The sequence below is a fragment of the Cystobacter fuscus DSM 2262 genome (genome assembly GCF_000335475.2).
Classification (GTDB): domain Bacteria; phylum Myxococcota; class Myxococcia; order Myxococcales; family Myxococcaceae; genus Cystobacter; species Cystobacter fuscus.
The window spans coordinates 111,346-133,561 of record NZ_ANAH02000014.1 but is presented as its reverse complement, the minus strand read 5'-3'; the positions used below and the strand labels follow the sequence as shown (position 1 = coordinate 133,561).

Below are 22,216 nucleotides of genomic sequence, written 5' to 3'. Positions count from 1 at the left end.
GGCTACTTCTGCTCGCGCTCAGGGGTGGCGATGATGAATTCCACGCGGCGGTTGGCCACGCGGCCGCTTTCCGTCAGGTTGGAGCGGATGGGCTGATCGGGACCCAGGCCCTTGGTCTCCAGGCGCGAGGCCTGCACGCCCTTGCTCACCAGATAGGCCTTCACCGCCTCGGCGCGCGCCAGCGACAGCTTGCGATTGGCCGCCGCGTTGCCACGGTTGTCCGTGTGCCCCTCGATGATGACCCGCCCGAACTCCGGGTGCTGGCCGAGGATGCTGGACACCTGATTCAACAGCGCGAAGGAGTTCGGCTGGATGACGGCCTTGCGGTTGACGAAGGCCACCTGCTCCTTGAGCTCGAGCTTGCCGGACTGCAGGGCCACGAGCTGCTTCTGCTTCTCCGGGCAGCCCTGGTTGGTGGCCACTCCGGCCTCGGTGGGGCAGTTGTCCTGGGCGTCCGCCACGCCGTCCTTGTCCTTGTCCCCATCCGCGTTCGCGTCCGCGCGCTTCACCGGGCAGCCCTGGCTCGAGGCCGGGCCCGCTTCCTTCGGACAACCATCCACGCTGTCGGCGACCCCATCCTTGTCCGCGTCCGCGTCCACGAGCCGCACCGGGCAGCCCAGGCTCGAGGCCGGACCCGGCTCCTTCGGGCAGTCATCGCCCGTGTCCGCGATGCCATCCTGGTCCGTGTCCTTCACTGGCACCGGGCAGCCCAGGCTCGAGGGCGGCCCCACCTTCGTGGGGCACTTGTCGTACTCGTCCGCGATGCCGTCCCGGTCCTCGTCCTTCACCGGGCAGCCCTGGCGCGAGGCCGGACCCGCTTCCGTGGGGCACTTGTCCCGCGCGTCGCCCACCCCGTCCCCATCCGCATCCGGACCCGCGGCGGCGGCCGAGCGGTCGCGACCCCCCATGGCCACGCCGAGCAGCACGCGGAAGGCCGGCGTGCCCGGGGCGGCACCGAACCCCGGACCGCCCAGCGCGTAGACCTCGGCGGACGAGCCCACCGGCAGGCGCAGGCCCGCCAGCACCTCCACGGCGCCCGACTCGCGGGCGGCGAGCGGCACGGAGCCCCGCACGCTCAACTCACCGCGCAGGCCCGCGCCCCGGGTGGACACCGCCGCGCCCAGGCGCAGCTCGTTGCCCACCTCGTCCTGCACCTTCGTCCCATCTCCGAGGACGACCGCGGGCCGCACCAGCACCCCCACCTCCATGCCGGTGCGCAGCCAGCCCAGCTCGCGGCCCAGCATCACCTTGGGGGCGAGCCGCACGGCGCCATCGCGCGAGAGCGCCTCCGCGCTACCCAGGGGCAGGCCCACGCCCAGCTCGAGCGCGAGGTCCACCGGCGCCTGGCGCTGTTGCGCGAGCAGACCCAGCCGGACGTGGAGCAGGGGCGTGCCCAGGCCCGCGCTCGCGGGCGCCGGGACCCCTCGGGCCGAGAGATCATCTCCCCGCTGCCAGACCACCAGGGGCACCTGCGCGCCCAGCTCCAACCAGCGCAGGGGCGCCCACGCCGCCAGCAGGTGCCCGGTCACTCGAGCTCCCACCACCGCCCCCAACCGCTCGCCCTCGCGGTAGAGCGACAGCGGGTTGCTCTCGTAATGACCCGCCACCGACAGGCGCGCGCTGCCCTCGGGCAACAGCTCGCCGGTGCCCAGCACCAGGGAGCCCCGCGCACTGGGATTCAGCTCCAGCCGCTCCAGCTCGAAGGAGGCCAGCCCCGCCGGTTGCGCGAACACGGCCGGGGAGGACAACAAGGAGGCGGCGACGCACAGGCGTCCGGCGACCGTCGACCACTTCGACGGACCTCCCTCCCGCTTCGTCCCCGGGGGGGAGGACGGTTTGGTGTGGCTCATGATTTCTCCGTGATGGGGTCTCAACGGGTCTCGTCCCATTCGAACCCCGCCATGGCACTGGTTCCAGTTTTGGAGCAGGAGAGGAAAAACGCCTGGACACTGGAACGGCGGGCGTTCCAACAACCGAGGCAACGAGGGCCATCCCAGGCCTTCTCCCAGGCGTCCGCCAGCCGGCCCTACAAGGGGGCGTCCTCGGGAAGCCAGACGACCGGGAAGGAGCCATTCGTTCCCACCCGCTCATGCATCCGTGAAGGCCACCGTCCTACTCCGGGCGAGTAGTCAGGGCAAAAGAATCGTTGCCAGGACGTCATCTGGTGCGCACCCTGGGCGCCGATGAAAGTCCTGGGGCGAATCGGGTACGGTCTGGCGCTCGGGCTGATCGGGTGCGGGCTGAACCTGGCGGCCCTGGAGGTACTCCCCGGGGTGCATCTGCTGCTCGGGCCCCTGCTGGTGCTCATCACCGCGGTGCTGTTCGGTCCGGTGAGTGGAGGCGTCGCGGGGGCGGTGGCGGGCCTGGCAACGCTCCGGCTGTGGCACCACCCATGGGGCGCGCTCAACCTGGCGCTGGAGGGGCTCTTCGTGGGCGCGCTGCGCCGGCGCCTCACGCCCCTGGTGGCCGATGCCCTCTACTGGCTGATGAGCCCGCTGTACTTCTTCCTCACCTACTACCTGGTGGAGGGCATCCCGGCCGAGGGCGTGCTGGTGGCGGGGGTGAAGCAGGCGGTGAACGGGCTGCTGGCGGCGCTGGTGCTCCAGGTGCTGCTGCTCATCCCCCGCGTGCGCCGCAGCCTCCGGCCGCTCTTGCCGCCGCCGCTGGCGGAGGTCTCCATCGGCCGGACCTTCAGCTCGGCGCTCACGCTGGGGGCGGTGGTGCCCCTGCTGGTGCTGGGCGGGGCCGAGGGCCGCGAGCGCTACGACTCGCAATTGCGCCAGGTGGAGGAAGAAAACCTGCACGCCGCCCGGGTGGTGGCCAACGAGGTCGAGAGCAGCATCGAGCACGTACGGCACGGGGTGGGTCAGCTCGCGCGCACGCTGTCCCAGGGGCTCACCGCCGGGGGCCAGCTGCCCGGCCAGCACTACATCGAGGGCGAGCTGGACGCGCTCGTCACCTATTCGCCCGAGGTGCACCATGCCTACGTGGGCAATCCCGAGGGCCTGGCGCTCGCCTTCTCTCCGCGCAACGATCTCTCGGGCCGTGCGATGGCCGGCTCGGACTTCTCCGACCGGGGCTATGTGCGGCTCGTGCAGCAGGCGCGCGGGCCCATCGTGAGCGACGTGCTGAGCGGACGCAGTCACAGCCCCGGGCCGCTCGTGGCGGCGGTGGCCCCCATCCGCCAGGACGAGCGCTACGCGGGCTACGTGGTGGCGGCGATGGACCTGCCGAGGTTGCGCCAGCACGCGCACGCGCAGGTGCAGGACAGCGACCGGCGCATCCGCGTCACCGACGTGCGCGGCGGCGTGGTCTTCGACTCGGCCCTCACGGGGCACGAGCCCCTGCGCAGCATCACCGGCACCCCCCTGGAGCAGGCGCTGCGGGACGTGCTCAGCGGCGGCACGGGCACCTATTCGTCCGGGGAGGAAGGGATGCCGATGGTGCGCATGGGTCAACTGCACCACTTCGGCATGGTGACGGTGCCGTCCCTGGGCTGGCGCGTGGTGGTGGAGCAGCCCGGCACCCGGCTGCAGCGCGAGGTGGAACGGGCCTACTTCAGCCTGCTGGTCACCATGGCGATGGCCACCGGAGCCGCGGTGCTGCTGGCGCTCGCCTTCTCGCGCACCATCGTCGCGCCCGTGCAGGCCGTGAGCGACGCGGCGGCCCGGCAGGCGGCCGGAGAGCGCATGGCGCGTGCCTCCGAGGCCGCCCAGGACGCCCCCCACGAGCTCAGCCAGCTCGCGGAGACGTTCGATCGCATGACCGGGCAGCTGTCGCGGCAGATGGAGGCCATCGAGCGCACCAGCCGGGAGAAGGACGCCTTCCTGTCCATCGCCTCGCACGAGCTGAAGACGCCACTCACGGCGCTCAAGGCGCACGTGCAGTTGTTGCGGCGCAAGCTGGGCGGCGAGCACGGCGAGCGCCTGGACAACGTGAGCCGTCAGGTGGACCGGGTGACGCGCCTGGTGAACCAGCTGCTGGATGCCTCGCAGCTCGGCCTGGAGCAGCTGCCCCTGCAGCGCACGCGCCTGGACCTGAGCGAGGTGGTGCGGCGGGTGGCCGAGGAGCTCGTGGCCGCCTCGCCCCTGCACACGCTCGCCTTCACCGCTCGGCCGCTCCTGGGCGACTTCGACGAGCTGCGCCTGGAGCAGGTGGTGCACAACCTCGTGTCCAACGCCATCAAGTACAACCCCACGGGCGGCGTCATCGAGGTGGAGCTCCAGGAGGTGGCGGGCCGCGAGGCGGAGCTGCGCGTGAGCGATCGGGGCATCGGCCTGCGGGTGGAGGACGAGGAGCAGCTCTTCGGCCGCTTCGAGCGCGGAGACCGGCGCGAGCTGACGGGCATCTCGGGCATCGGCGTGGGGCTGTACGTGTCGCGGGAGATCGTCCGCCGGCATGGCGGCCACATCTCGCTGCGCTCACGCGAGGGAGGCGGCGCGGTGGCCACGGTGCGGCTGCCCCTGGCGCCCCCCGAGCAGCGCTCCGCCGCTCCCGCCTCTTAGAGCCGCGCGCTCAGCCCAGCACGCCCAGCGCGTGCGCGAGGCGCCACGCCACCACCAGCAGGTGCGCGTCCATCACTTCATCCAACCGGGAGATCAGCGTCTCCAGCGGGAGCCAGCGCAGGCGGGAGTCACACGCCGCGTCGGCCTCGATCTCCACGGCGAACGGCCAGGCCAGCTCCGGGGTGACCCCGGGCGTCGTGTGGTACGGACCGCCCAGCTCCCACGCGCGGCGCACCGTCACGGAGAACTCCTCGCGCAGGCGCTCGGCCGCGAAGGCGGGCACCTGGGACAAGTGGGAGAGCGTGCGCGGCAGCCGCCAGGCCGGCGCCACCGCGAGCCCCGAGCCCCCCGTGAAGTGCTGCACCGCCGGTAGCTCGCGGTGCTCCAGGCCCACCCGGAAGCCCTCGCGCGTGCGCACCACCGGCAGCGCCACCGCCGTGTTGCGGCTCGCCCCCGCCGGCACGAGGTACTCGCGGGGCACGCTCGCGAGCACACGCCCCTGGGCGTCCCGCTCGGTGAAGGTGCCCGTGCGCGGAGACAGGTAGCCCGTGGCCCCATCATCGTGCGCGGAGAAGACGGCGCGGCGCTCGGGGGTGAGCGCGTCCGGCGCCTCCCGGGGCCCGTGGGGCTGCTCGGTGAGCGCGAGCGGGGCGCCGATCCACGGCCCCGGGGAAGCGCCCAGCCGGCGCAGGAGCCGGTGGATGTTGATCTCCAGGCGAGCGTCCACCATGCCGCCCACGTGGCAGGCGCGCAGCACCTGGCGTGCGTCCAGCTCGCGCACCGAGCCCGCGCTCGTGAACGGGCCGTAGTCGAGCGCGGGCGGCGCGTCCGACGAGAGCACCTCCACCAGATACGCGGAGACGCGCTCGTTCACCCCGCCGGGCGAGGTGAAGTAGCGCACCGGCTCGCTCACGTGGAGGACATGGCCCGCGCCCAGCCCGGCGCGCTCGCGCAGGATGCGGGCGATGGCCTGGGGCGCGGCCTCTCCCCCGAGGGTGATGGCGGCGAGGGGCTCGGTGACATAGCCCGAGAGCGCCGCGCCGCCGAGGTTGGGATGGTCCGCGCACGCGTTGACGATGGGCCGCGGAAAGCCCTTCTTGGCGAGCACGAACACCTGGCCGTCCAGCCGGAACCAGGGCAGCACGTCCAGCGTGCGCCCCGGCCGCTCCACCAGCTCGAACACCTCGCGGGACGCCTCGTGGCGCCAGGTGCTCAAGGACAGGAAGCGGGGGGTGGTGAGCGGCTCGGAGCGCTCCTCGCGCAGCGCCACGCCCGCGCCCGGCGGCACCTTCTCGCCCACGATGAGGTAGTTGGTGGGGGGAAACGGCAGGGGCCGCCCGTCCACGCCCGACAGGTGGAAGCGCCCCTCGTAGCGGTGGGCGAGGATCCACGGGTTGCGGATGGGCATGGAGCTGAGGATGCGCAGCCCGCGCGCGCGGAAGGCAGCCTCGAAGTCCGCCTGGGAGAAGTAGGTGTACTCCTCGAGCAGCTCCACGTCCCAGTCGGTGCGGTAGTCCTTGCGGAGGATGAACTCGTTGGCGGCGCGCAGGGCGAGCCGGTAGCGGACATGGCCCGCGTGGGGCGAGGCGAGGCGCGTGTAGAGCACCGGTCCCGAGCGGTTGACGCTACAGCGGAAGTCGCGGGCGAAGCGCTCGAAGAGGGCGGCGGTGGACAGGCCGGGAACGTCGCCGTCGGCGGCCCCATCCGTGGTGGGCAGATCGAGCCAGACCTCGTCGGGGCCCTCGGGGATGACGAAGTCGCGGATGATGATGACGCCGCCAGTGCGCAGCGCGCGCACCTGGTTGTCCAGACACGTCTCCAGCCGGGCGAGGGAGAAGTCATTGAAGCTGGTGACGTGGTGGAGCACCGACGAGTCGAGCACGCCATCGAGGGACTCGGGAGGGAAGACGGGGTCGGCGATGTCCCCGGCCACGAAGCGCAGGTTGGGGCGCTGGTAGGTGGCGTGGGCCATGTCCACGGACACGGGGTTGATGTCCACGCCCACCAGTTCCAAGCCATTGTAGAGACAGGCCAGATCGTAGGTACCCCGGCCCGAGCCACTGCCCATGTCGGCCACCCGGCCGCGCGTGGGGAAGTGCGCGGTGGTGAGGGCCACCTTCTGCTGCATGGAGGCATCCATGCCCGCGAAGTAGGTGGCGTAGTGGTCCGCATCGCCCCGGTGCTGGGCGGCGTAGAGTTCGGCGGTGTTCTTCGGCTGAGCCATTCGGGGTGGGAGTCTAGAGGCCCGTCGGAGAGTCCACCAGGGAGGCCCCCTTCCCTGCTTGACGCCCCACCGACTCGTCACGCACAAGAGCAACGGCTTCGCGCGTGGGCACGCCCCGCGCCTTCATGAGGGGGAAGTCGTGAAACGGTACCAGGTGGTCGGATTGTGCGCGGTGCTCTGGATGGCGTGCGAGAGGCGCGAGCCCGAGCAGCCCCCCACGGTCCTCGTCCGCATCGACCCGGCGCCCGCCGTGTCTTGCCCTGGCGGAGGGACGGCGATCCTCCGGGGCGCCGACCGGGATGGTGATGGTCAGTTGTCGGACCCGGAGGTGGAGTCGACCGAGTACGTCTGTCAGACCGCCCCTTCCGTCCCCGTGGTGCTGGTGCGGCGGTTGCCCCTGGAACCGGGCACGCCCTGCGCGGCCGGCGGTACCCGGGTGGAGGCCGGAACCGACACGAACGGTGATGGCCAGCTGGACGCGAGCGAAGTGCGGTCCACCGAGTACGTCTGCCAGAACGAGCCCACGCCCTCGCCGTCGGTCCTGGTGACGCAGACGCCAGAGGCCCCGGGGAACCACTGCGCGGCGGGAGGCATCCTCGTGCGGGCTGGAGTGGACACCAACCGCGATGGCACGCTGGACGACGCCGAGGTGGAGCGCTCCTTCTATGGCTGCCAGGCCGAGCCCTCCCCGGTGGTGATCCGCGCGAAGGCCGAACCCGCGGGCACGAATTGCACCCTGGGCGGAGTGGCCGTGCAGGCGGGAACGGACACGGACAAGGACGGCTCGCTGGGTGATGGCGAGGTGGAGACGACCTCGTATGTGTGTGGCGAAGCACCGGAGGCCGTGCTGGTCGAAACGCACCGCATCCTGAGCGGTGGCACGACCTGCCCGGACGGAGGCACGCAGATCCTCGCCGGCACGGACAGCGACCGGGACGGGGTGCTCGACTTCTCCGAGATCACCCTGCGCAGGAACGAGTGCAAGGCGAAGGAACCCGGCTGGATATACTTTGGTGACTACGACATCCGTACCGCGGCGGACGTGGTGGCGCTCCAGGGAGCGGGTCGGATCACGGGTGCTCTCTTCGTCAGGGGCTCCGAAGTGGAGCAGATCGACCTGCCGTCCCTGAAGCGCGTTGACAGCTCGGTTCGCATCTACGGCAACCCGAAGCTGGTGAGTTTCTCGGCCGCCATCGAGGAACTCGGCATCTACCTCCAGGTGCATGACAACCCGTTGCTCACCTCGTTCTCCATCTCCGGCGGTGGAGAGTTCCACGGAGACGTCGCCATCACCCACAACCCGCGCCTGAACAGCCTGAGACTGGGGTTCAACCCCGTGCGGATCGCCGGCTCGCTTTGGGTGGAGGACAACGCGGCACTGCAGAGTCTCTCCGGGCTGAGCAAGGTCCGCCACATCGGAAGGAACCTATCCGTGGCGCGCAATGCCTCACTCGAGTCCAACGGGTGGTCCCTGTATGCCGACTACGGCCCGACCTTCATCGGAGGCCGGCTGACCGTGGCGCAGAATCCGAAGCTCTCGCGGTTCATCTCCTTCCTGGAAACCGTGGGGGAAGACATCCAGGTGACGGAGAACCCGGAGCTCTTCGAGTTCGGGGCCTCGGTGCAGGTCCTGCCGGGCAGCCTCCTCCTCCAGCACAACCCGAAGCTGTACCTGCTGCCTGGACTGGAGCAACTGCGAATCGTGGGTGGAGACCTGACCCTGGAGCGACTGGATGCCCTGGATGTGCTCCACCTGGACGCCCTCACCCACGTGGGCGGGAGCTTCTCCTTCATCGGCAATGAGCTGGTGTGGCACTTCTTCTATGTGGACAGCCTGATGTCCATTGGCGGCAATCTGAACCTGATCGACAACCCCAAGCTCGCCTTCCTCTTCGACAATCTCCTGGCCGTGGGCGGCGGTGTCCGGCTCGAGAGGAACGACGCGCTGGTTCAGCTCGGAGGCCTGGGATGGCTGGCGCGGCTCTCCTCGCTCCAGATCTTGGACAATGCCAAGCTGCACTCCTTGTCGCATCTGCGCAGACTGTCCTCGGTGGACTCCCTGTTGGTCTCCGGCAATCCCCTGCTCACCAGGCTGGAGCTGCCCGAACTCACGTCCGTGTCCTGGCTGAGCATCACGGACAACCCCGCGCTGCCCACGTGCCTGGCCACGGCCCTGCGCGCTCAGCTCTCCGCCACTCCTGGCAGCGTGACCATCAGCGGAAACGACGAGACCTCGGTATGCCCGTGACGTGACCCCGACCCACGCCTGACGCCCCCATGGAAGACTCCCACCGGGCGTCAGGAGTCATGTTACACCGGAGAAGGTGTCAGACGATTTGGACGAGACGATTCGTACGACTCGGGCGGGCCAGTGGGAGGCCCCTCCCGAAAAGGGTGTCAGACGACGCGTAGGAACGACTCGGAGGGCGAGGTCTACGGCGTGTACACCTCTGCCGTCGATTGGGTCGCCGAGGAGGTGGAGTAACCCCCCGTGACCAGCACCTTGCCGGAGAGCAGCAACGTCGCCGTGTGGTCATAGCGGCTCCTGGCGAGGCTGCCGCTGGAGGACCAGGTACCTGTCTCCGGGTCGTACACCTCGGTGGCGAAGGGCTCGAGTCCGTTGTAGCCGCCCGTCACCAACACCTTGCCCGAAGACAGCGACGTGGCCTCGTGGCTCTGACGGCTCGAGGCAAGGCTGCCAGTGGAGGACCAGGTACCTGTCTCCGGGTCGTACACCTCCGCCGTGACGAGGTACCCACCGGCGAGGAGGTTGAAACCGCCCGCGACCAACACCTTGCCCGAGGGCAGCAGCGTGGCCGTGTGGTGCGCGCGGCCCGTGACGAGGCTGCCGGTGGGCGACCAGGTCCCCGTCCCCGGGTCGTACACCTCCGAGGCGCGGAAGGAGCTCCCAAAACTGGAGCCGCCCGCGACCAACACCTTGCCCGAGGGCAGCAGCGTGGCCGTGTGGTTCTCGCGATTCGTGGCGGGGCTGCCGGTGGGCGACCAGGTGCCCGTTCCCGGGTCGTACACCTCCGATGAGCCGCCCGTCACCAACACCTTGCCCGAGGGCAGCAGCGTGGCCGTGTGGTTCTGGTGGATCGAAGCGAAGCTGCCGGTGGAGGACCAGGTACCTGTCCCCGGGTCGTACACTTCCGCCGTGGTGAGGTCCCCACCGCGGCCAGAGCCGCCCGTCACCAGCACCTTGCCCGAGGGCAGCAGCGTGGCCGTGTGGCGCTCGCGGCCCGTGAGGAGGTTGTCGATGGAGGACCAACCCTGGCAATCCGGAATGCCAACGGCGTAGAAGCGGGCGGTGCTCGAGAGCCGCGAGGTATTCATCACGGTGAGGGTGAAGGAAGCGGTGACTCCCGCGACCAGACATGCGGGTGCCCTCCAGATGGCTCGGCTCTCGGACGCCCCATGCGCGATGTCCAAGGTGCCGACATTCGCGGACCAGAGGAATCGAAGCGGGCTGCCCCGCGGATCCCGCGCGGAGGCATGGAAGGTCAGCTCGCCTCCACCGCCCACCCGCGAAGAAGGCTCGGGCTTCTCGATGAAATACGGCGGTTGGAGCCCTCCCGTATCCGGTGGGCTCGGGTCGGCGGGCGTGTACACCTCTGGTTCGTCGGAAGAACCCGTCACCAGCACCTGGCCCGAGGGCAGCAGCGTGGCGTCATGGCGGCCACCGGAGGCATCGACCCAACTGCCGGTGGAGGACCAGGTGCCCGTCTCCGGGTCGTACACCTCCGCCGTGCTCAAGGCATAGCGCCTGCTGTCGCCACCCGCCACCAGCACCTTGCCCGAGGGCAGCAACGTGGCCGTGTGTTCACTGCGGTCATCGGCGAGGCTGCCGGTGGAGGACCAGGTGCCCGTCTCCGGGTCGTACACCTCCGCCGTGGCGAGGGACCCAGAGGAGAGGTTGGTACCACCCGTCACCAGCACCTTGCCCGAAGGCAGCAGCGTGGCGGTGTGGCGATAGCGGCCCGTGGCGAGGCTGCCGGTGGAGAACCAGGTGCGCGTCTCCGGGTCGTACACCTCCGCCGTGGCGAGGGACCCACCGATTCCGTAGCCGCCCGTCACCAGCACATTGCCCGAGGGCAGCAGCGTGGCCGTGTGGTTCTCGCGGCTCGTGGCCATGCTGCGGGTCGACGACCAGGTGCCCGTCCCCGGGTCATACACCTCCGCCGTGACGAGGTCCCCACCGCCGCCCGTCACCAGCACCTGCCCCGAGTGCAGCAGCGTGGCCGTGTGGTGCTCGCGGCGCGTGGCGAGGCTGCCGGTGGGCGACCAGGTGCCCGTCCCCGGGTCGTACACCTCCGCCGTGGCGAGGCTCTTAGAGGAATTGTAGCTGTGGCCGCCAAGCACCAGCACCTTGCCCGAGTGCAGCAACGTGGCCGTGTGGTTATCACGGCCCTCGGCGAGGCTGCCGGTGGGCGACCAGGTGCCCGTCGCCGGGTCGTACACCTCTGCCGTGGTGAGGGATCTGTACCCATTGTCGACATTGTAGCCGCCCGTCAGCAGCACCTTGCCCGAGGGCAGCAGCGTGGCCGTGGGGAGAATGCGATGCGTCGAGGGGCTGCCGGTGAGGGACCAGGAGCCCGCTTGGGGCACTCCCGCATCCGGTGTGCCCGAGTCGGCGGTGGTGCCCGCGTCCTGGGGTGCTCCCGCATCCGGTGTGCCCGAGTCGGCGGTGGTGCCCGCGTCCTGATGGGCGGCCTGCGGACCACAGCCGGAGAGGACAGCCAGCACTCCCACCAGCAGCACCATGAAATGGGTCCGCCGCGTACGCTTCAGGTGCCAGGCTTGACGCTCATGAAAGAAGACCTGTGTGTCCATGGAAGCCCCCTGTCTTCGTGAACCGGAACGGGGATGTAGCCGGTGGGCAGCCCGACACCAAGAATTTCGATCACCTGTTTCGGTGCTCCCTCCATCGCTGGAGGAGCCGAAGAAGGGGGACGAGCCTCAGCTTTCAATGTGAAGGGATACGCCTGTCGGACACGAGCCCTCCCGAGGTGGTCTGTTCCTCGTGGTGCGGCGCGGATGGCAAGGAACAGGTGGATTGCCGCAAGAGAGGCCCAGCCAAGCGTCCCACCTCTCCTTTCGACATGTCCCGTTAGAGCAAGCCCCCTGGAAGACTCGCACCGGGCGTCAGGGGTCATGTTAGACTGGCCCACTCGGGAGGTCAGGTGCATGGAGCGGGCAGGGCGAGGGGAGGCCAGGGCGCGCCGGTGGAGGAAGGCTCGTGGGGAGGGGCCACCGGGCGTGGGCGAGGTCGTGGATGGCTACCGGTTGGAGCGCCGGCTGGGAGAGGGCGGCCAGGGCTCCGTGTTCCGCGCCCGCCGGGACGGACAACTCCATGCCCTCAAGTTCCTGCCCCTGCGGAACGAGGACCGGGCGTGGCGCGAGCTGGAGGTACGGCTGCGGCTGCGGCGCATGCAAGAGGTGGGGGTGTCCGCGTGCGGTCCGTGGCCCTCGGCGCGGCCCCGCTACCTCTACCTCGTCATGCCCTACGTGCATGGCCGTCCCCTCCCCGACTGGGCGAGTGAGCACAACCCCACGGCGAGGCGGGCCGCGCGCGTGCTGGCGGACGTGGCGCGGCAGCTCGTGCAGGTACACCGCGCCGGCGTGGTGCATCGGGACATCAAGGGCGACAACGTGCTCGTGCGGCACGAGGACGGGCGCGCGGTGCTGGTGGACTTCGGCGTGGGCACCTACTGGGGCGCGCTCGACATCACCCACCCCCTGGCGATGCCGGGCACGCCCCACTACCGCAGCCCCGAGACGCTGCGCTTCCGACGAGAGCACCTGGGCGAGCACTCCCCCGGGCGGCCCTCGGATGACCTCTGGGCGCTGGGGGTGGTGCTCTACTGGCTGCTCACGGGCGTCTACCCCTTCGACACGGACGTGCCCGACGAGGGAGCACTCGCCAACGTCATCCTCCAGCACCACCCCGAGCCCCCTCACGTGCTCAACCCACGCGTGCCCCGCGCGCTGAGCGAGTTGTGCCTGCGCATGCTGGAGAAGTCGCTCGCCGCGCGCCCACCGAGCGCCGAGGCCCTGGGGGAGGAGGTGGAGGCGTTGCTCGCGAGCGCGGACGGCACCTGGGACGTGGCGTTGTGCGAAGAGTGGGAGGAGCGCGACGCCACCACTTCCCAGGAGGTGTGGCTCGACTGGGGAGAATTGCGCGATAGGGCATGGCGGCTCGCGGCCCAGGCCCTGCGACGTCCCGTGCGCGGCAGGGCCCAGCCTCCCGAGGAGGCCTCCACGGCCGCTGCGTCCCCCACCTTCGCGTCCCGGCGGACCCGTCTCTGGTCCGGGACCCTGGCCGCCGTCGTCCTCGGGGGCTCGCTGTGCATGTCGCCCCCGGTCTCGGGCCTCGTCCCACGAGGGGTTGCTCACTCCGGCCAGGAAGTGGCGGCTCCTCACGAGCCACCCGAAGGTGGACGTGGCGCAGCGCCCGAGTGGTGGGCGGAAATCCCTGTGCCCGTCGCCAGCGCGACGCCCTGGAAGGACAGCACGCGCGTGAGCACTTCGACTCCGTCTCCCGTTCAACCCCCAGCGACCTCCTCTTCCCAGACCCCCGTGCTCGGCAAGCTCGTGTGGGCCTGCACCACGGCCGCCGCCCTGGCCCAGGCATCCTGCGCCGGCCCGAGCCAGGAGCTGCGGCGCTTCTACGCCGAGCCGCCCCCCGCCGAGTGCCCCGAGGGCGCGGTGGAGACCATGCAGAAGCTGGGCATGTTCGATGTCCCGGTCGAGCCCACCGCGGAGTTCCCCAATCCAGGGTTGAAGAACGCCGAGGTCCGCCCCGGCCCCGTGACGGTCATCAGCCTCATGACCTGGGGACAGCTCCCGACCCGCACCACCCGCTTCACGGGAGAGCTGTTCTTCGGAGAGACCCTCGTCCACGGACGATTCACCCAGGCGCACACCGCGGATGGGCACACCTATCCCATCTGCGCGGAGCTCTGGCTGGGCTACATGCGCAAGGGCCTCGTCAAGGAGAAGGGCAGCACCCGGGATACCGCCCTCGTTCGAGCGTGGCCCACGCTGCGGGCCGTGAAGCGATTCGAGTAGACGAACAGCGCGGCCAACGTCAGAAGTCCCTGGTACTCTGACCACCCCGGAGGTCTGACACATGCCGCCGTCTCTTCCGACTACGCTCTTGTTGCTTCACCTCCTCGAGGGTGCGCCCAGCGCGTCCGGAATCGTCCCAGGACAGACCGCCCTGCCAGACGAGCGTCACATCGAGCTGACAGCAGACGGAGCCAGACAGGACTGGGAGGTTCGCATCAGCCCCAATCAAGCCTCCAACCTGATGTTCAACGCGCCGCTGCGCAGAGGGAGCGTCACGGTCCAGGAGCGCGAACTCTTCCAGTCCGTGATGGTGGATGAAAGCGCTGGGTTGATCACCCTTCTCCCCTCCGCGATGGCGCCGCCGGGAAAGACAGTGATGTTGGTGGTGGGCTTCGCGGACAACAACCTCCCGGAGAACACCACCTTCCGGCTGGTGGTGCGCGCCGACCAGGTGGAACGGCAAGTCCGAGTCGACCGGAAACCACGCTCGGCCTCCTTCTTCCAGGAGGAAGCAAGACAAGCACGAGAGCGCGCGGAGCACTGCGAGACGGCACTGGGGCGACAAACGACGCGAAAGGGCCAGGAAGACCTCGTGGGTCTGTTCAGTGCCAGGCTCGTGAAGAAGGGGATCGGCATCCGTTCGCTGGACTTCTTTTCCGACCTCCCCCAGTCGCCCGCGGACAGCCTTTTCGTGAAGGAAGCCTACAGCTACCGGGCCATTGGCCGGGTCGCGGTGGAATTGTGGCTGGATGAATCCCATCAACAGCCCTGGCGGGTGAAGTCGGCCGAGCTGGTCACCGAGGAAGGGCATTCCCTGCGCGTGCTCCGCACCTGGCAATCGCCGGGCGTGCTCCGTCCGGGAGAACTGCGGCAAATCGTGGTGGAAGCGGAAGCCCCCGAACCCCAGTCCCAGGAACTCTTCCTGCTGCGGCTGACGGAGTCGGAAGGAACCCGGACCCTCACCGTGCGCGGCGTGACTTTTCCTTGAACACCCCCGTGCCACACAGCAGATGCGAGTGCAAAAAGCGCTCTCTACTGCCTGTCGAGTTCACGGTCCCAGCTGAGCGAATCAATGCCGCGGTTCCCAAGCTCTCGAGCCCGCCAGGAGCGGGAGAAATGGCGCAAGGACATCTTCATACCGGCTTACGACAGGTGTATTGATGCCAGCAGTAGAAGCATCGAAGGCCGGGTCTGGGGCGAGACGCAGTGCAAGGCATGCTTCGAAGCCTGCATGCGCTCCGGGTCATGGCCCACGGAGGCCAACGATAAGCCCTGTCCGGGAGCGTAACCATGCGACGCACACGAAAAGAGCGCGGACTGGCTCGCGGGCAGGAAAAGGACCAACTCCTCGTGAAGCTGCTGAAGGCCGACGCCCCCTACGAGGAGCTCAAGCGCGCATTGCTGGAGCTGGAGAAACGGTGGTTGCGCGAGGCGAAGACCGAGGTTGAGCGTCAGCTGACCCGGCGCGGCATCGCGGAGGAGCTCGTCTCCCAGGCGTACGCGTTCGACATGCCGTGGGAGGAGTTCGGCCAGTGGCTTCGTCGTGTCCAGCGGCTCGGCTTTTCCAACCTCGCGCTGCGCGTCCATATCGCCTGCCTCTACGTGCAATCTCTCCACCTCTTCCCCCGCCGGGCCCGAGAAGCATGGGACATGCTGGAGGACGCGGAACGGAGGGTCCTGCGCATTCGCAAGGAGCACTTCCTCCGGAAGGAGAGCCTGAACGCCATTGCCCACGCGAAGAAGGTGGCCACAGTGAGCAGGCCCGCCTCCCGATGAAGGGGAGCAATGAGCCGGACCAGGAGGAAGCACCATGACCTCACCCAAAGCGGATGAGCGGGTCAAGGTCGTCGTCAAACTGGAGAAGGATGAGGACGACTACCCTCCCGCGGACTACGAGGGCCTGTGGGCCCTCCCCGTGGGAGAGGGGCTGTTCCAGATTGACAATATCCCATTCTTCGCCAGGGGCATCGCGTATGGCGACATCGTTACCGCCACGATCGAGCAGCAGGAGCTTCGTTTCCGGGAGGTCGTACGCCCCTCGGGTCACAGCACCCTTCGCCTCATCGTCTACGACGAGAAGGACATTCCTTCCGTCAGGGAATTACTCGAGGAAATGGGTTGCGACATCGAGCGAAGCCACATCCCGGGGCTCATCTCCGTGGACGTTCCCCCCACGGTCCCCCTGGCGGTATTGAAGAGGCACCTGGACGAAGGCGAAGCCCAGGAGCGATGGGGCTACGAAGAAGCCTGTCTCGCTCCATGAAAGAAGTTCGTACTACGCTCCCCGCGTTCCAAGTGCGGGGAGGAAGCAGCATGGCCGAGCAATCACGGGCGACGAAGATGCTGGAAGGCGCGTTCGACTGGGTGAAGCGACTGCCGTCGGCGATGTCGGCGGACGTGGCGGTGGACGTGGGGCGCAAGCGGGTGCGCCTGACCCACGTCCGCGTCGAGGCCCTCACCCGCCAGGTGCTCCAGCAGGTGAAGCACCTGGAGCTGACCGCGTGGAGCTCCGGCCCCGCGCTGTACGACGTGCGGCTCTCCATCAAGGGCTGGCGCCTGCGGGTGGAGACCACCCTGGAGCGCGTGGAGCTGGCCTCGGGGCGCTACAAGGTGCGGCTGCGCACGCCCGGCAAGGTGGAGCTGGAGGAGACCGCCGCCGCGTCCGCGCTCCTCATGGGCGTGATGCGCACCGGCGCCGGACGGGCCGCCCTGCGCGCCCTCGCCGACAAGCTGCTCCCCCCGGGCCTGCGCTGGGACGGCCAGGCGCTGGACATCGAGGGCAGCCTCCCGAGCGAGGGCGTGGTGTCCGCGCGCCTCTTCGAGTCCTCCTCCCTGGCCATGTCCGCCGAGCATGCCCCGGAGGGACTGTGGCTGTCGGCCGAGGCCTGGCCCGGACTGATGGACCTGCTCCAGGCCGTGTTCACCACGGACCTTCCCCGCAGAGCCCCCGGCACCTGACCCCAGGCGCTCACGTCCTGAAGCCCCAGCCACCCGCCGGGCTCTCTCCGCGCAGGTGCGCCTGGAGCCGCCGCACGCACCGCGCCGCCTCCGGCGCGCCCACCGCCTCCAGCCGCAACCGGTAGGGCTCCAGTTCCTCCGGACGCCACCGCTCGCGCCGCCGCAGCGTGTGCACCCACTCGGCCTCCCCCGCGAAGCGCTCGAGCAACACCGCCTCGCGCGCCCGCGCGAAGGCCCCGAAGAACGCCACCGGACGCGCCACCAGCACCTTGTAGGCCCAGGAGAACCACTGCTCCGCCTCCGGCGGCGACGAGCGGTCCCTCCCCGCCGCCTCCACCCGGCTCAGCACCACCTGCTGCACCCGTGCGTCGAGCACACGCAAGAGCGCCAGTCCGTCCGCGGCCGGCGCCCGGTCCGGATCCAGGGGCTCGCGCAACACCGCCGTCATCCACAGCCACTCCTCGCCATGGAGCACCTCGGGCGTGCGCCCCGCGAGGATGCCTCCCAGGATGGCCACCTCGAACTGGCCCAACAGCTCCATCAGTTCCGGATCCACCCGGGCTGCCCGCTCCAGTGCCGCCTCGAGCACCTTGGGCTCCGTCACCACGCCCCCGATGAACCCCACGTGCAGCCCCGCCCCGCGCGTGTTCCCCAGCGCCTCGTCCACCACCGTCTGCACGCGCTGGCGGCGCTCCACCCACTCGTCCACCTGCGACATCAGCAGCCACGACACCACCGACAGCCCCTCCTTCGGGTAGGGCGGATGCCGCGGCGCGGACAGCAATTCCATCACCGCCACCGCCAGCGCGCACTTCTCGTCCGCCGTGCGCTCGGGGGACATCAACGCGCGGCGCAGGCCCTCGTTCAGCCGCTCCAACCGCTCGGGGTCGATCAGGTCCGGCGCGCAGCGCTCGAACAACCGCTCGTGCCGCTCGTCGATGCCCTCCACCTCCGCCATGACCCGGAAGATGTGCCGCTCGACGGGCGGGACGAGCTCCTCCCAGGGCCAGCGCAGCGATGAGAGCGGCCCTCCCTCGCGGAACATCTCCCGCAGGAGCGTCATGCAGTCGGACATGCGTTGGAAGGCGTCGGGCGCGCCCAGCACCCGCTGCGCGTGGAGATAGGCCTCGGTGAGGACCGGATCCAACCCCGGCGGAGGCTGCTGGGGAAAGAGCGTCGCCCTCGCACAACACCGCGTGACTTTCTGTCCGCTACCGCAGGGACACGGTATCTCGCTCATCGTCATGACCCACTCATAACATAGGATTCGGGACATGACTTCCCCAGTCATGCCTCCCAGGGGCCGTGGGTACTGGAACCTCCGGGGCCGTGGTAGCGTCCAAGGCCCATGCGTCCCCTTCCGGAGCCGCCACCCCTGTCCACCCGCGCCCTGCTCGCGTGCCTGGTGCTCGCCGCGGCCGCCAGTGTCTTCCTGTGGCAGACGGTGTGGCTCTACCCCTTGAGGCTGCTCGTCACGCTCATGCACGAGAGCGGACACGCCCTCACCGCCTGGGCCCTGGGCTCGCACGTGAGCAGCGTCACCATCAGCCCCGCTACCGGCGGCCTCACCTACCACTCCCTCACCGGCTCGCGCTGGAAGGAGATGCTCATCGCCTCGGGCGGCTACGTGGGCTCCTCCGTCGCCGGCGCCCTGTTGCTCGTGGCCGCCGGGCGCATGCGCAGCGGACGGTTGCTGCTCTGGGGTCTCGTCGCGTGGATGGTGGGCGTCGCCGTGCTCTGGGTGCCCCTGCTCCCGCCGGATCCCGGCGGCACCTACGCGCACTTCACCGGCTCCTCGCGCTCGGACGGCCTTTTCACGCTCGGCTTCATCGCCGGCATGGCCGCCCTGCTGGGACTCATCGCGTGGAAGGGGCCGGTGTGGCTGCGGCGCGGCGTGGTGCTGTGGATCGCCGCGCTGTCGTGTCTGCTGGCACTCCAGGACATCAAGGGTCTGTTTGGCTTTGGCCTGGAGGTGGGCGTCTCGGATGCCCACGCCATGGCCCAGCTCACCTGGCTGCCCGCGCCCTTCTGGGCGGCGGTGTGGATGGCGCTGTCGCTCGTGGCCATGGGGCTCGGGCTGCGCTCCATCCTCCGGCGGCGCGAGCGGGTGCGCTCGCGCATGCCGTTCGGTCAGTTCAGCGGGGGTTGAGCCGGACGATCTCCTCGTTGAGCGCGCTGGCGAAGCCCACCCACGCGAGATAGGGCACCATCATCCACGAGGCCCCCCGGTCCACCTGGCGCGCCGCGCCGGTGTACGCGGCGAGGCTCACCCCGAGCGCCGCGATGTCCAGGAGCGCCGTGCGCGGGCGGTGCTTTCCGAAGAAGAGGGGCGACCACAGGGCGTTGAAGCCCAGCTGCACGCCCCACAGCGCGAGCGCCCAGGAGCGCCGGGGTCCCGCGGGCCGGTTCCACACCCGCCACGCCGACAGGGACATGAGGCCGTAGAGCGTCGTCCACACCGGGCCGAACACCCACGCGGGCGGCTGGAAGCGCGGCTTGCGCAGGCTCCGGTACCACACCTGGGTGCTGCTGGAGGAGCGCGCGCCCAGCAGGGCCGCCCCCGCGGTGAGTGCCCCGAAGGTCCCCAGGGCCGCGAGGGACTCGTTGCGCAGCGTCGGGTTGCTCAGCGTCGACAGCGAGGGGCTGTTGAGTGCGTGGTGCTCCGTCATTGTCCACCTCCAGTGTGCAGTGCCGCGCAAAGGTGCGGATGCTGCCTCCCGGGGGCCACCCCCACGCGGGCGGGGTGCTAGAAAGGAGTCCCTTCCAGGAGGCTGCATGGCCCGCGTGGATGACGTTCTCGGCTTCTGGTTCGGCCCGCCGTCGGAGCCCGCCCACCTTCGGCCGAGAGGCTCGTGGTTCGAGCGCGACGAGTCCTTCGACGCCGAGTGCACCCGCCGCTTCCGGGAAGCGTGCGAGCAGGCGGCCGCCGGGGAGCTCGACTCCTGGCGCGACGAGCCCCGGGGCGCCCTCGCCCTGCTGCTCTTGTTGGATCAACTCCCGCGCAATGTCTTCCGGGGTTCACCCCGGGCCTACGCCACGGATGAGCGGGCGCGCGAGGTGGCGCGGCGGGCGCTCGCGCGCGGGCTCGACGTTCCCCTGCCTCCGGTGTGGCGGTGGTTCTTCTACCTGCCCTTCATGCACAGCGAGGACCTCCAGGACCAGCGGCGGTGCGTGGCGCTGACCGAGCCGCTCACCTGGGAGAACGCGGACAGCGTCATCACGTACGAAAGCGCCCGGCGCCACCACGACATCGTGGCGCGCTTCGGGCGCTTCCCCCACCGCAACGCCGCGCTGGGCCGGGAGTCGACTCCGGAGGAAGTGGCCTTCCTCCAGGAGCCGGACTCCGCGTTCTAGCGGGGCTGGCTACGCCGGGGCGCCGGCGGCCTCCTCGCCGACGCGCGCCTCCAGCATCGTGCCCGTGGAGATCCAGCTGCGCACCAGCGCCAGGTGCTCCTGCTCCACGTCGAGCGCCCGCTGGAACTGCTCGGCGATCTCCGTGTGCCCCAGTTGCTCCGCCAGCTCGATGAGCAGCTCCCAGCTCGCGTTGTCCACGAGCTCGGCCGTCAGCAGACCCTCGAGCGACTGCAGCAGGTTGACGTGCGGATCCACCAGCATCCGGGGCACGCCCTCGGACATGTTGGCCTGCAGCTCCGCGGCGGGCGTGAGCGCCGTGGCGTCGCCACCGAGCTGCTCGATGGTGCGCACGACGAGCGCGAAGTGCGCCAGCTCATCCAGGCGGATCTTCTCCAGCTCGACGCGCGAGGGTCCCCCCTCCCACGTGCCGAACACGTCCAGCTTGGACAGCGCCGCCTCGTACAGCCGCACGCCGGTGCGCTCGAAGCCGGCGCGCTGGCCCAGCTTGTCGATGAAGACGGTGGCCCGCCCGCCCTTGAGCAGGTCCACCGCCGCCTTCACCATGCCCTTGGCCGTGGGGGGCGGCACCGAGCCGAAGTTGCCCACCTCGCGGGCGAACTCCTGGCGCACCCGGGCGATGGCCGTGGCATCTCCGATGCTCGTGGCCCCGCGCTTCTCCGCGCCCTCGATCTCCTTGGCGCTCTCCACCGGAGAGGTCTTGATGCCGGTCCGGTTCATCCCCATCTCACTCGCCTTGCGTTCCATTACTGAATCCTCCCTTCGGACACGACACCCTCACGCCTGGCCTCGACAGACAGCTCGGTCCCCGGACGCCAGATGTAGCCGGCGGAGGCGATGTCGGACGGCGAGCCGTCCATGTTGAGCTGCTCGCGGTAGAGCAGCGTGCGCTCGGCCTCCTCGGCGCGCGGCACGAACTCGGTGCCCCTGGCGCTCAGGCCCTCCTCGTCGCGGAGCACCTTGCGCACGAACTGACGGTGCTCGTGGAAGCCGATGGGCTCGGGCAGCTCCTTGGGCAGCACCTCGGCCGCGTCGCGGCCCTCGATGCGCTGGAAGAGCTCCTTCACGTAGTGCAGGTGACCCAGCTCGTAGTCCACGAAGCGCTGCCACACTTCCTTGAGGACGGGGTTCGTCTCGGATTGCAGGCAGCTGTAGTAGTTGTAGACCTCGTTGGCCTCGTGCAGCAGCCACTTCTCCAGCCACGTCTCGCTCGGGTCGCACAGCGCCTCGTATTGCGTGACGTGCTGCTCCTCGATGGCGGCGATCTCCGCGTAGAGCATGCGCGCCACCGGATCCGTGAACTGCGGCCCGATGTTCATGTAGTACGTGTGGACCTGGTTCTCGGCCGACACGATGGTGAGCGCGTTGAGCTTGGAGATGGGATCCGCCGTGCGCGCGGCATAGGGGCGGCGCACGTCATCCAGCGGGTGGCGGTGCTCGAGCACCGTGGGCCGCGCGGGGATGATGTCCGTGTAGCTCTGGACGATGTAGTTGGGATCCTTGCCCGTCAGCCGGTCATACAGCGCCGAGTAGCGGTAGAGGTGATCGAAGTCCTCGAGCATGCCGAAGCGGTAGGTCTGCGCGAGGTAGGGATCCGGCTCGTGCAGGGCCACGCTCGCCGTCACCTCGATGGCCGTCTGCTCGTAGCCGAGCGTGGTCTCGAGGGGCGACTGGTTGCCGGGGTTGAGCCAGTTGACCAGTGTCTGCTGGAAGTGCTCCACCCGCCGGATGAGCGCCAGGGGCTCGCGCAGGTCGAGGTTCATGCGCGCGCACGCATGGCTGAAGCGCACCGATTCCGACTCGATGCCATTCATCAGGATGACCCGCACGCGCGTGAACGCGTCGTCATCCAGCTTGCTGATCATCCGCCGCGTCAGATCCTTCCAGGTGAACTTCTGGCGATCCAATGGAACGCCTTTTTCCTTCAAGAGATCCAAGCCCACGTGTAGCTCCTTCGCGCCATGGGGGTCGGTGGGCCCGGAACGGCCGCTCCCCCCCCTTCGCGTCGCGGGTAAAGCTCCGGCGCCCCCCGGGTTCCGGCAACCGGACCCGGGGCCAGGGGGGGTTTACGCTCGTGGGGCGTGTG

Annotated in this window: 16 protein-coding genes; 9 read left to right on the top strand and 7 right to left on the bottom strand. The window is 69.7% G+C overall.

Annotated features, from left to right (window positions below; genetic code table 11):
- Positions 1–2: 2 nt before the first annotated feature.
- On the bottom strand, positions 3–1,850 hold the full coding sequence (locus tag D187_RS24425; protein ID WP_002625960.1) for an OmpA family protein: 1,848 nt from the start codon (positions 1,848–1,850) through the stop codon (positions 3–5).
- Between the two features lie 333 nt (positions 1,851–2,183).
- Between D187_RS24425 and D187_RS24420 the strand changes: the two genes are divergently transcribed.
- The gene (locus D187_RS24420) at positions 2,184–4,505 is read left to right on the top strand and encodes a sensor histidine kinase (RefSeq protein WP_043431339.1); all 2,322 of its coding nucleotides are present in this window, start codon (positions 2,184–2,186) and stop codon (positions 4,503–4,505) included.
- A 10-nt stretch (positions 4,506–4,515) separates the two neighbouring features.
- Here D187_RS24420 and D187_RS24415 read toward each other — a convergent pair whose 3' ends face one another.
- Complete coding sequence (locus tag D187_RS24415; RefSeq protein WP_002625964.1) at positions 4,516–6,729, bottom strand: class I SAM-dependent methyltransferase; 2,214 nt, start codon at positions 6,727–6,729, stop codon at positions 4,516–4,518.
- A 139-nt stretch (positions 6,730–6,868) separates the two neighbouring features.
- Here D187_RS24415 and D187_RS50270 point away from each other — a divergent pair, with 139 nt between their 5' ends.
- Positions 6,869–8,977, top strand: coding sequence for a DUF7151 family protein (locus D187_RS50270; protein WP_155893553.1), 2,109 nt, complete (start codon positions 6,869–6,871; stop codon positions 8,975–8,977).
- A gap of 185 nt (positions 8,978–9,162) precedes the next feature.
- Here the strand turns inward: D187_RS50270 and D187_RS24405 are convergent, their stop codons facing one another.
- The gene (locus D187_RS24405; protein ID WP_020918238.1) at positions 9,163–11,562 is read right to left on the bottom strand and encodes a Kelch repeat-containing protein; all 2,400 of its coding nucleotides are present in this window, start codon (positions 11,560–11,562) and stop codon (positions 9,163–9,165) included.
- Between the two features lie 426 nt (positions 11,563–11,988).
- Here D187_RS24405 and D187_RS24400 point away from each other — a divergent pair, with 426 nt between their 5' ends.
- The 5 genes from D187_RS24400 (at position 11,989) to D187_RS24380 (ending at position 16,758) form a co-directional block, all read left to right on the top strand.
- Entirely contained in the window at positions 11,989–13,800 is a 1,812-nt protein-coding gene (locus D187_RS24400) for a serine/threonine-protein kinase (RefSeq protein ID WP_002623991.1), read from the top strand.
- A gap of 61 nt (positions 13,801–13,861) precedes the next feature.
- The gene (locus D187_RS24395; RefSeq protein ID WP_002623990.1) at positions 13,862–14,788 is read left to right on the top strand and encodes a DUF2381 family protein; all 927 of its coding nucleotides are present in this window, start codon (positions 13,862–13,864) and stop codon (positions 14,786–14,788) included.
- Positions 14,789–15,090: 302 nt separating this feature from the next.
- Entirely contained in the window at positions 15,091–15,576 is a 486-nt protein-coding gene (locus D187_RS24390; protein WP_020918235.1) for a hypothetical protein, read from the top strand.
- A gap of 34 nt (positions 15,577–15,610) precedes the next feature.
- Positions 15,611–16,063 (top strand): DUF4265 domain-containing protein, encoded by a 453-nt coding sequence (locus tag D187_RS24385; RefSeq protein WP_002623988.1) that lies wholly within the window; start codon positions 15,611–15,613, stop codon positions 16,061–16,063.
- A 50-nt stretch (positions 16,064–16,113) separates the two neighbouring features.
- Entirely contained in the window at positions 16,114–16,758 is a 645-nt protein-coding gene (locus D187_RS24380) for a hypothetical protein (protein WP_002623987.1), read from the top strand.
- Positions 16,759–16,768: 10 nt separating this feature from the next.
- On the opposite strand, the gene D187_RS58840 is transcribed toward D187_RS24380, so the two are convergent.
- The gene (locus D187_RS58840) at positions 16,769–17,905 is read right to left on the bottom strand and encodes a hypothetical protein (RefSeq protein ID WP_002623986.1); all 1,137 of its coding nucleotides are present in this window, start codon (positions 17,903–17,905) and stop codon (positions 16,769–16,771) included.
- A gap of 201 nt (positions 17,906–18,106) precedes the next feature.
- Here D187_RS58840 and D187_RS24370 point away from each other — a divergent pair, with 201 nt between their 5' ends.
- A complete protein-coding gene (locus tag D187_RS24370) occupies positions 18,107–18,907 on the top strand; it encodes a M50 family metallopeptidase (protein ID WP_002623985.1) in 801 nt (266 codons plus the stop codon).
- Here the strand turns inward: D187_RS24370 and D187_RS24365 are convergent.
- Complete coding sequence (locus D187_RS24365; protein ID WP_002623984.1) at positions 18,894–19,427, bottom strand: TspO/MBR family protein; 534 nt, start codon at positions 19,425–19,427, stop codon at positions 18,894–18,896. The two genes, D187_RS24370 and D187_RS24365, sit on opposite strands and share 14 nt — an antisense overlap.
- Positions 19,428–19,533: 106 nt before the next feature.
- Between D187_RS24365 and D187_RS24360 the strand changes: the two genes are divergently transcribed.
- Positions 19,534–20,112, top strand: coding sequence for a DUF924 family protein (locus tag D187_RS24360; RefSeq protein WP_002623983.1), 579 nt, complete (start codon positions 19,534–19,536; stop codon positions 20,110–20,112).
- Positions 20,113–20,121: 9 nt separating this feature from the next.
- Here the strand turns inward: D187_RS24360 and D187_RS24355 are convergent, their stop codons facing one another.
- Positions 20,122–20,877: a ferritin-like domain-containing protein gene (locus D187_RS24355; protein ID WP_002623982.1), complete on the bottom strand. Its 756-nt coding sequence runs from the start codon at positions 20,875–20,877 to the stop codon at positions 20,122–20,124.
- Positions 20,877–22,073: a hypothetical protein gene (locus D187_RS24350; RefSeq protein ID WP_002623981.1), complete on the bottom strand. Its 1,197-nt coding sequence runs from the start codon at positions 22,071–22,073 to the stop codon at positions 20,877–20,879. Before D187_RS24350 ends, D187_RS24355 begins: the two co-directional genes overlap by 1 nt.
- Positions 22,074–22,216 lie beyond the last annotated feature (143 nt).

Coding starts and splice junctions, on each gene's coding strand:
- D187_RS24425 (WP_002625960.1), bottom strand. CDS start 1,850: ATGAGCCACACCAAACCGTCCTCCCCCCCGGGGACGAAGCGGGAGGGA.
- D187_RS24420 (WP_043431339.1), top strand. CDS start 2,184: ATGAAAGTCCTGGGGCGAATCGGGTACGGTCTGGCGCTCGGGCTGATC.
- D187_RS24415 (WP_002625964.1), bottom strand. CDS start 6,729: ATGGCTCAGCCGAAGAACACCGCCGAACTCTACGCCGCCCAGCACCGG.
- D187_RS24405 (WP_020918238.1), bottom strand. CDS start 11,562: ATGGACACACAGGTCTTCTTTCATGAGCGTCAAGCCTGGCACCTGAAG.
- D187_RS24395 (WP_002623990.1), top strand. CDS start 13,862: ATGCCGCCGTCTCTTCCGACTACGCTCTTGTTGCTTCACCTCCTCGAG.
- D187_RS24390 (WP_020918235.1), top strand. CDS start 15,091: ATGCGACGCACACGAAAAGAGCGCGGACTGGCTCGCGGGCAGGAAAAG.
- D187_RS24385 (WP_002623988.1), top strand. CDS start 15,611: ATGACCTCACCCAAAGCGGATGAGCGGGTCAAGGTCGTCGTCAAACTG.
- D187_RS24380 (WP_002623987.1), top strand. CDS start 16,114: ATGGCCGAGCAATCACGGGCGACGAAGATGCTGGAAGGCGCGTTCGAC.
- D187_RS24370 (WP_002623985.1), top strand. CDS start 18,107: ATGCGTCCCCTTCCGGAGCCGCCACCCCTGTCCACCCGCGCCCTGCTC.
- D187_RS24365 (WP_002623984.1), bottom strand. CDS start 19,427: ATGACGGAGCACCACGCACTCAACAGCCCCTCGCTGTCGACGCTGAGC.
- D187_RS24360 (WP_002623983.1), top strand. CDS start 19,534: ATGGCCCGCGTGGATGACGTTCTCGGCTTCTGGTTCGGCCCGCCGTCG.
- D187_RS24355 (WP_002623982.1), bottom strand. CDS start 20,877: ATGGAACGCAAGGCGAGTGAGATGGGGATGAACCGGACCGGCATCAAG.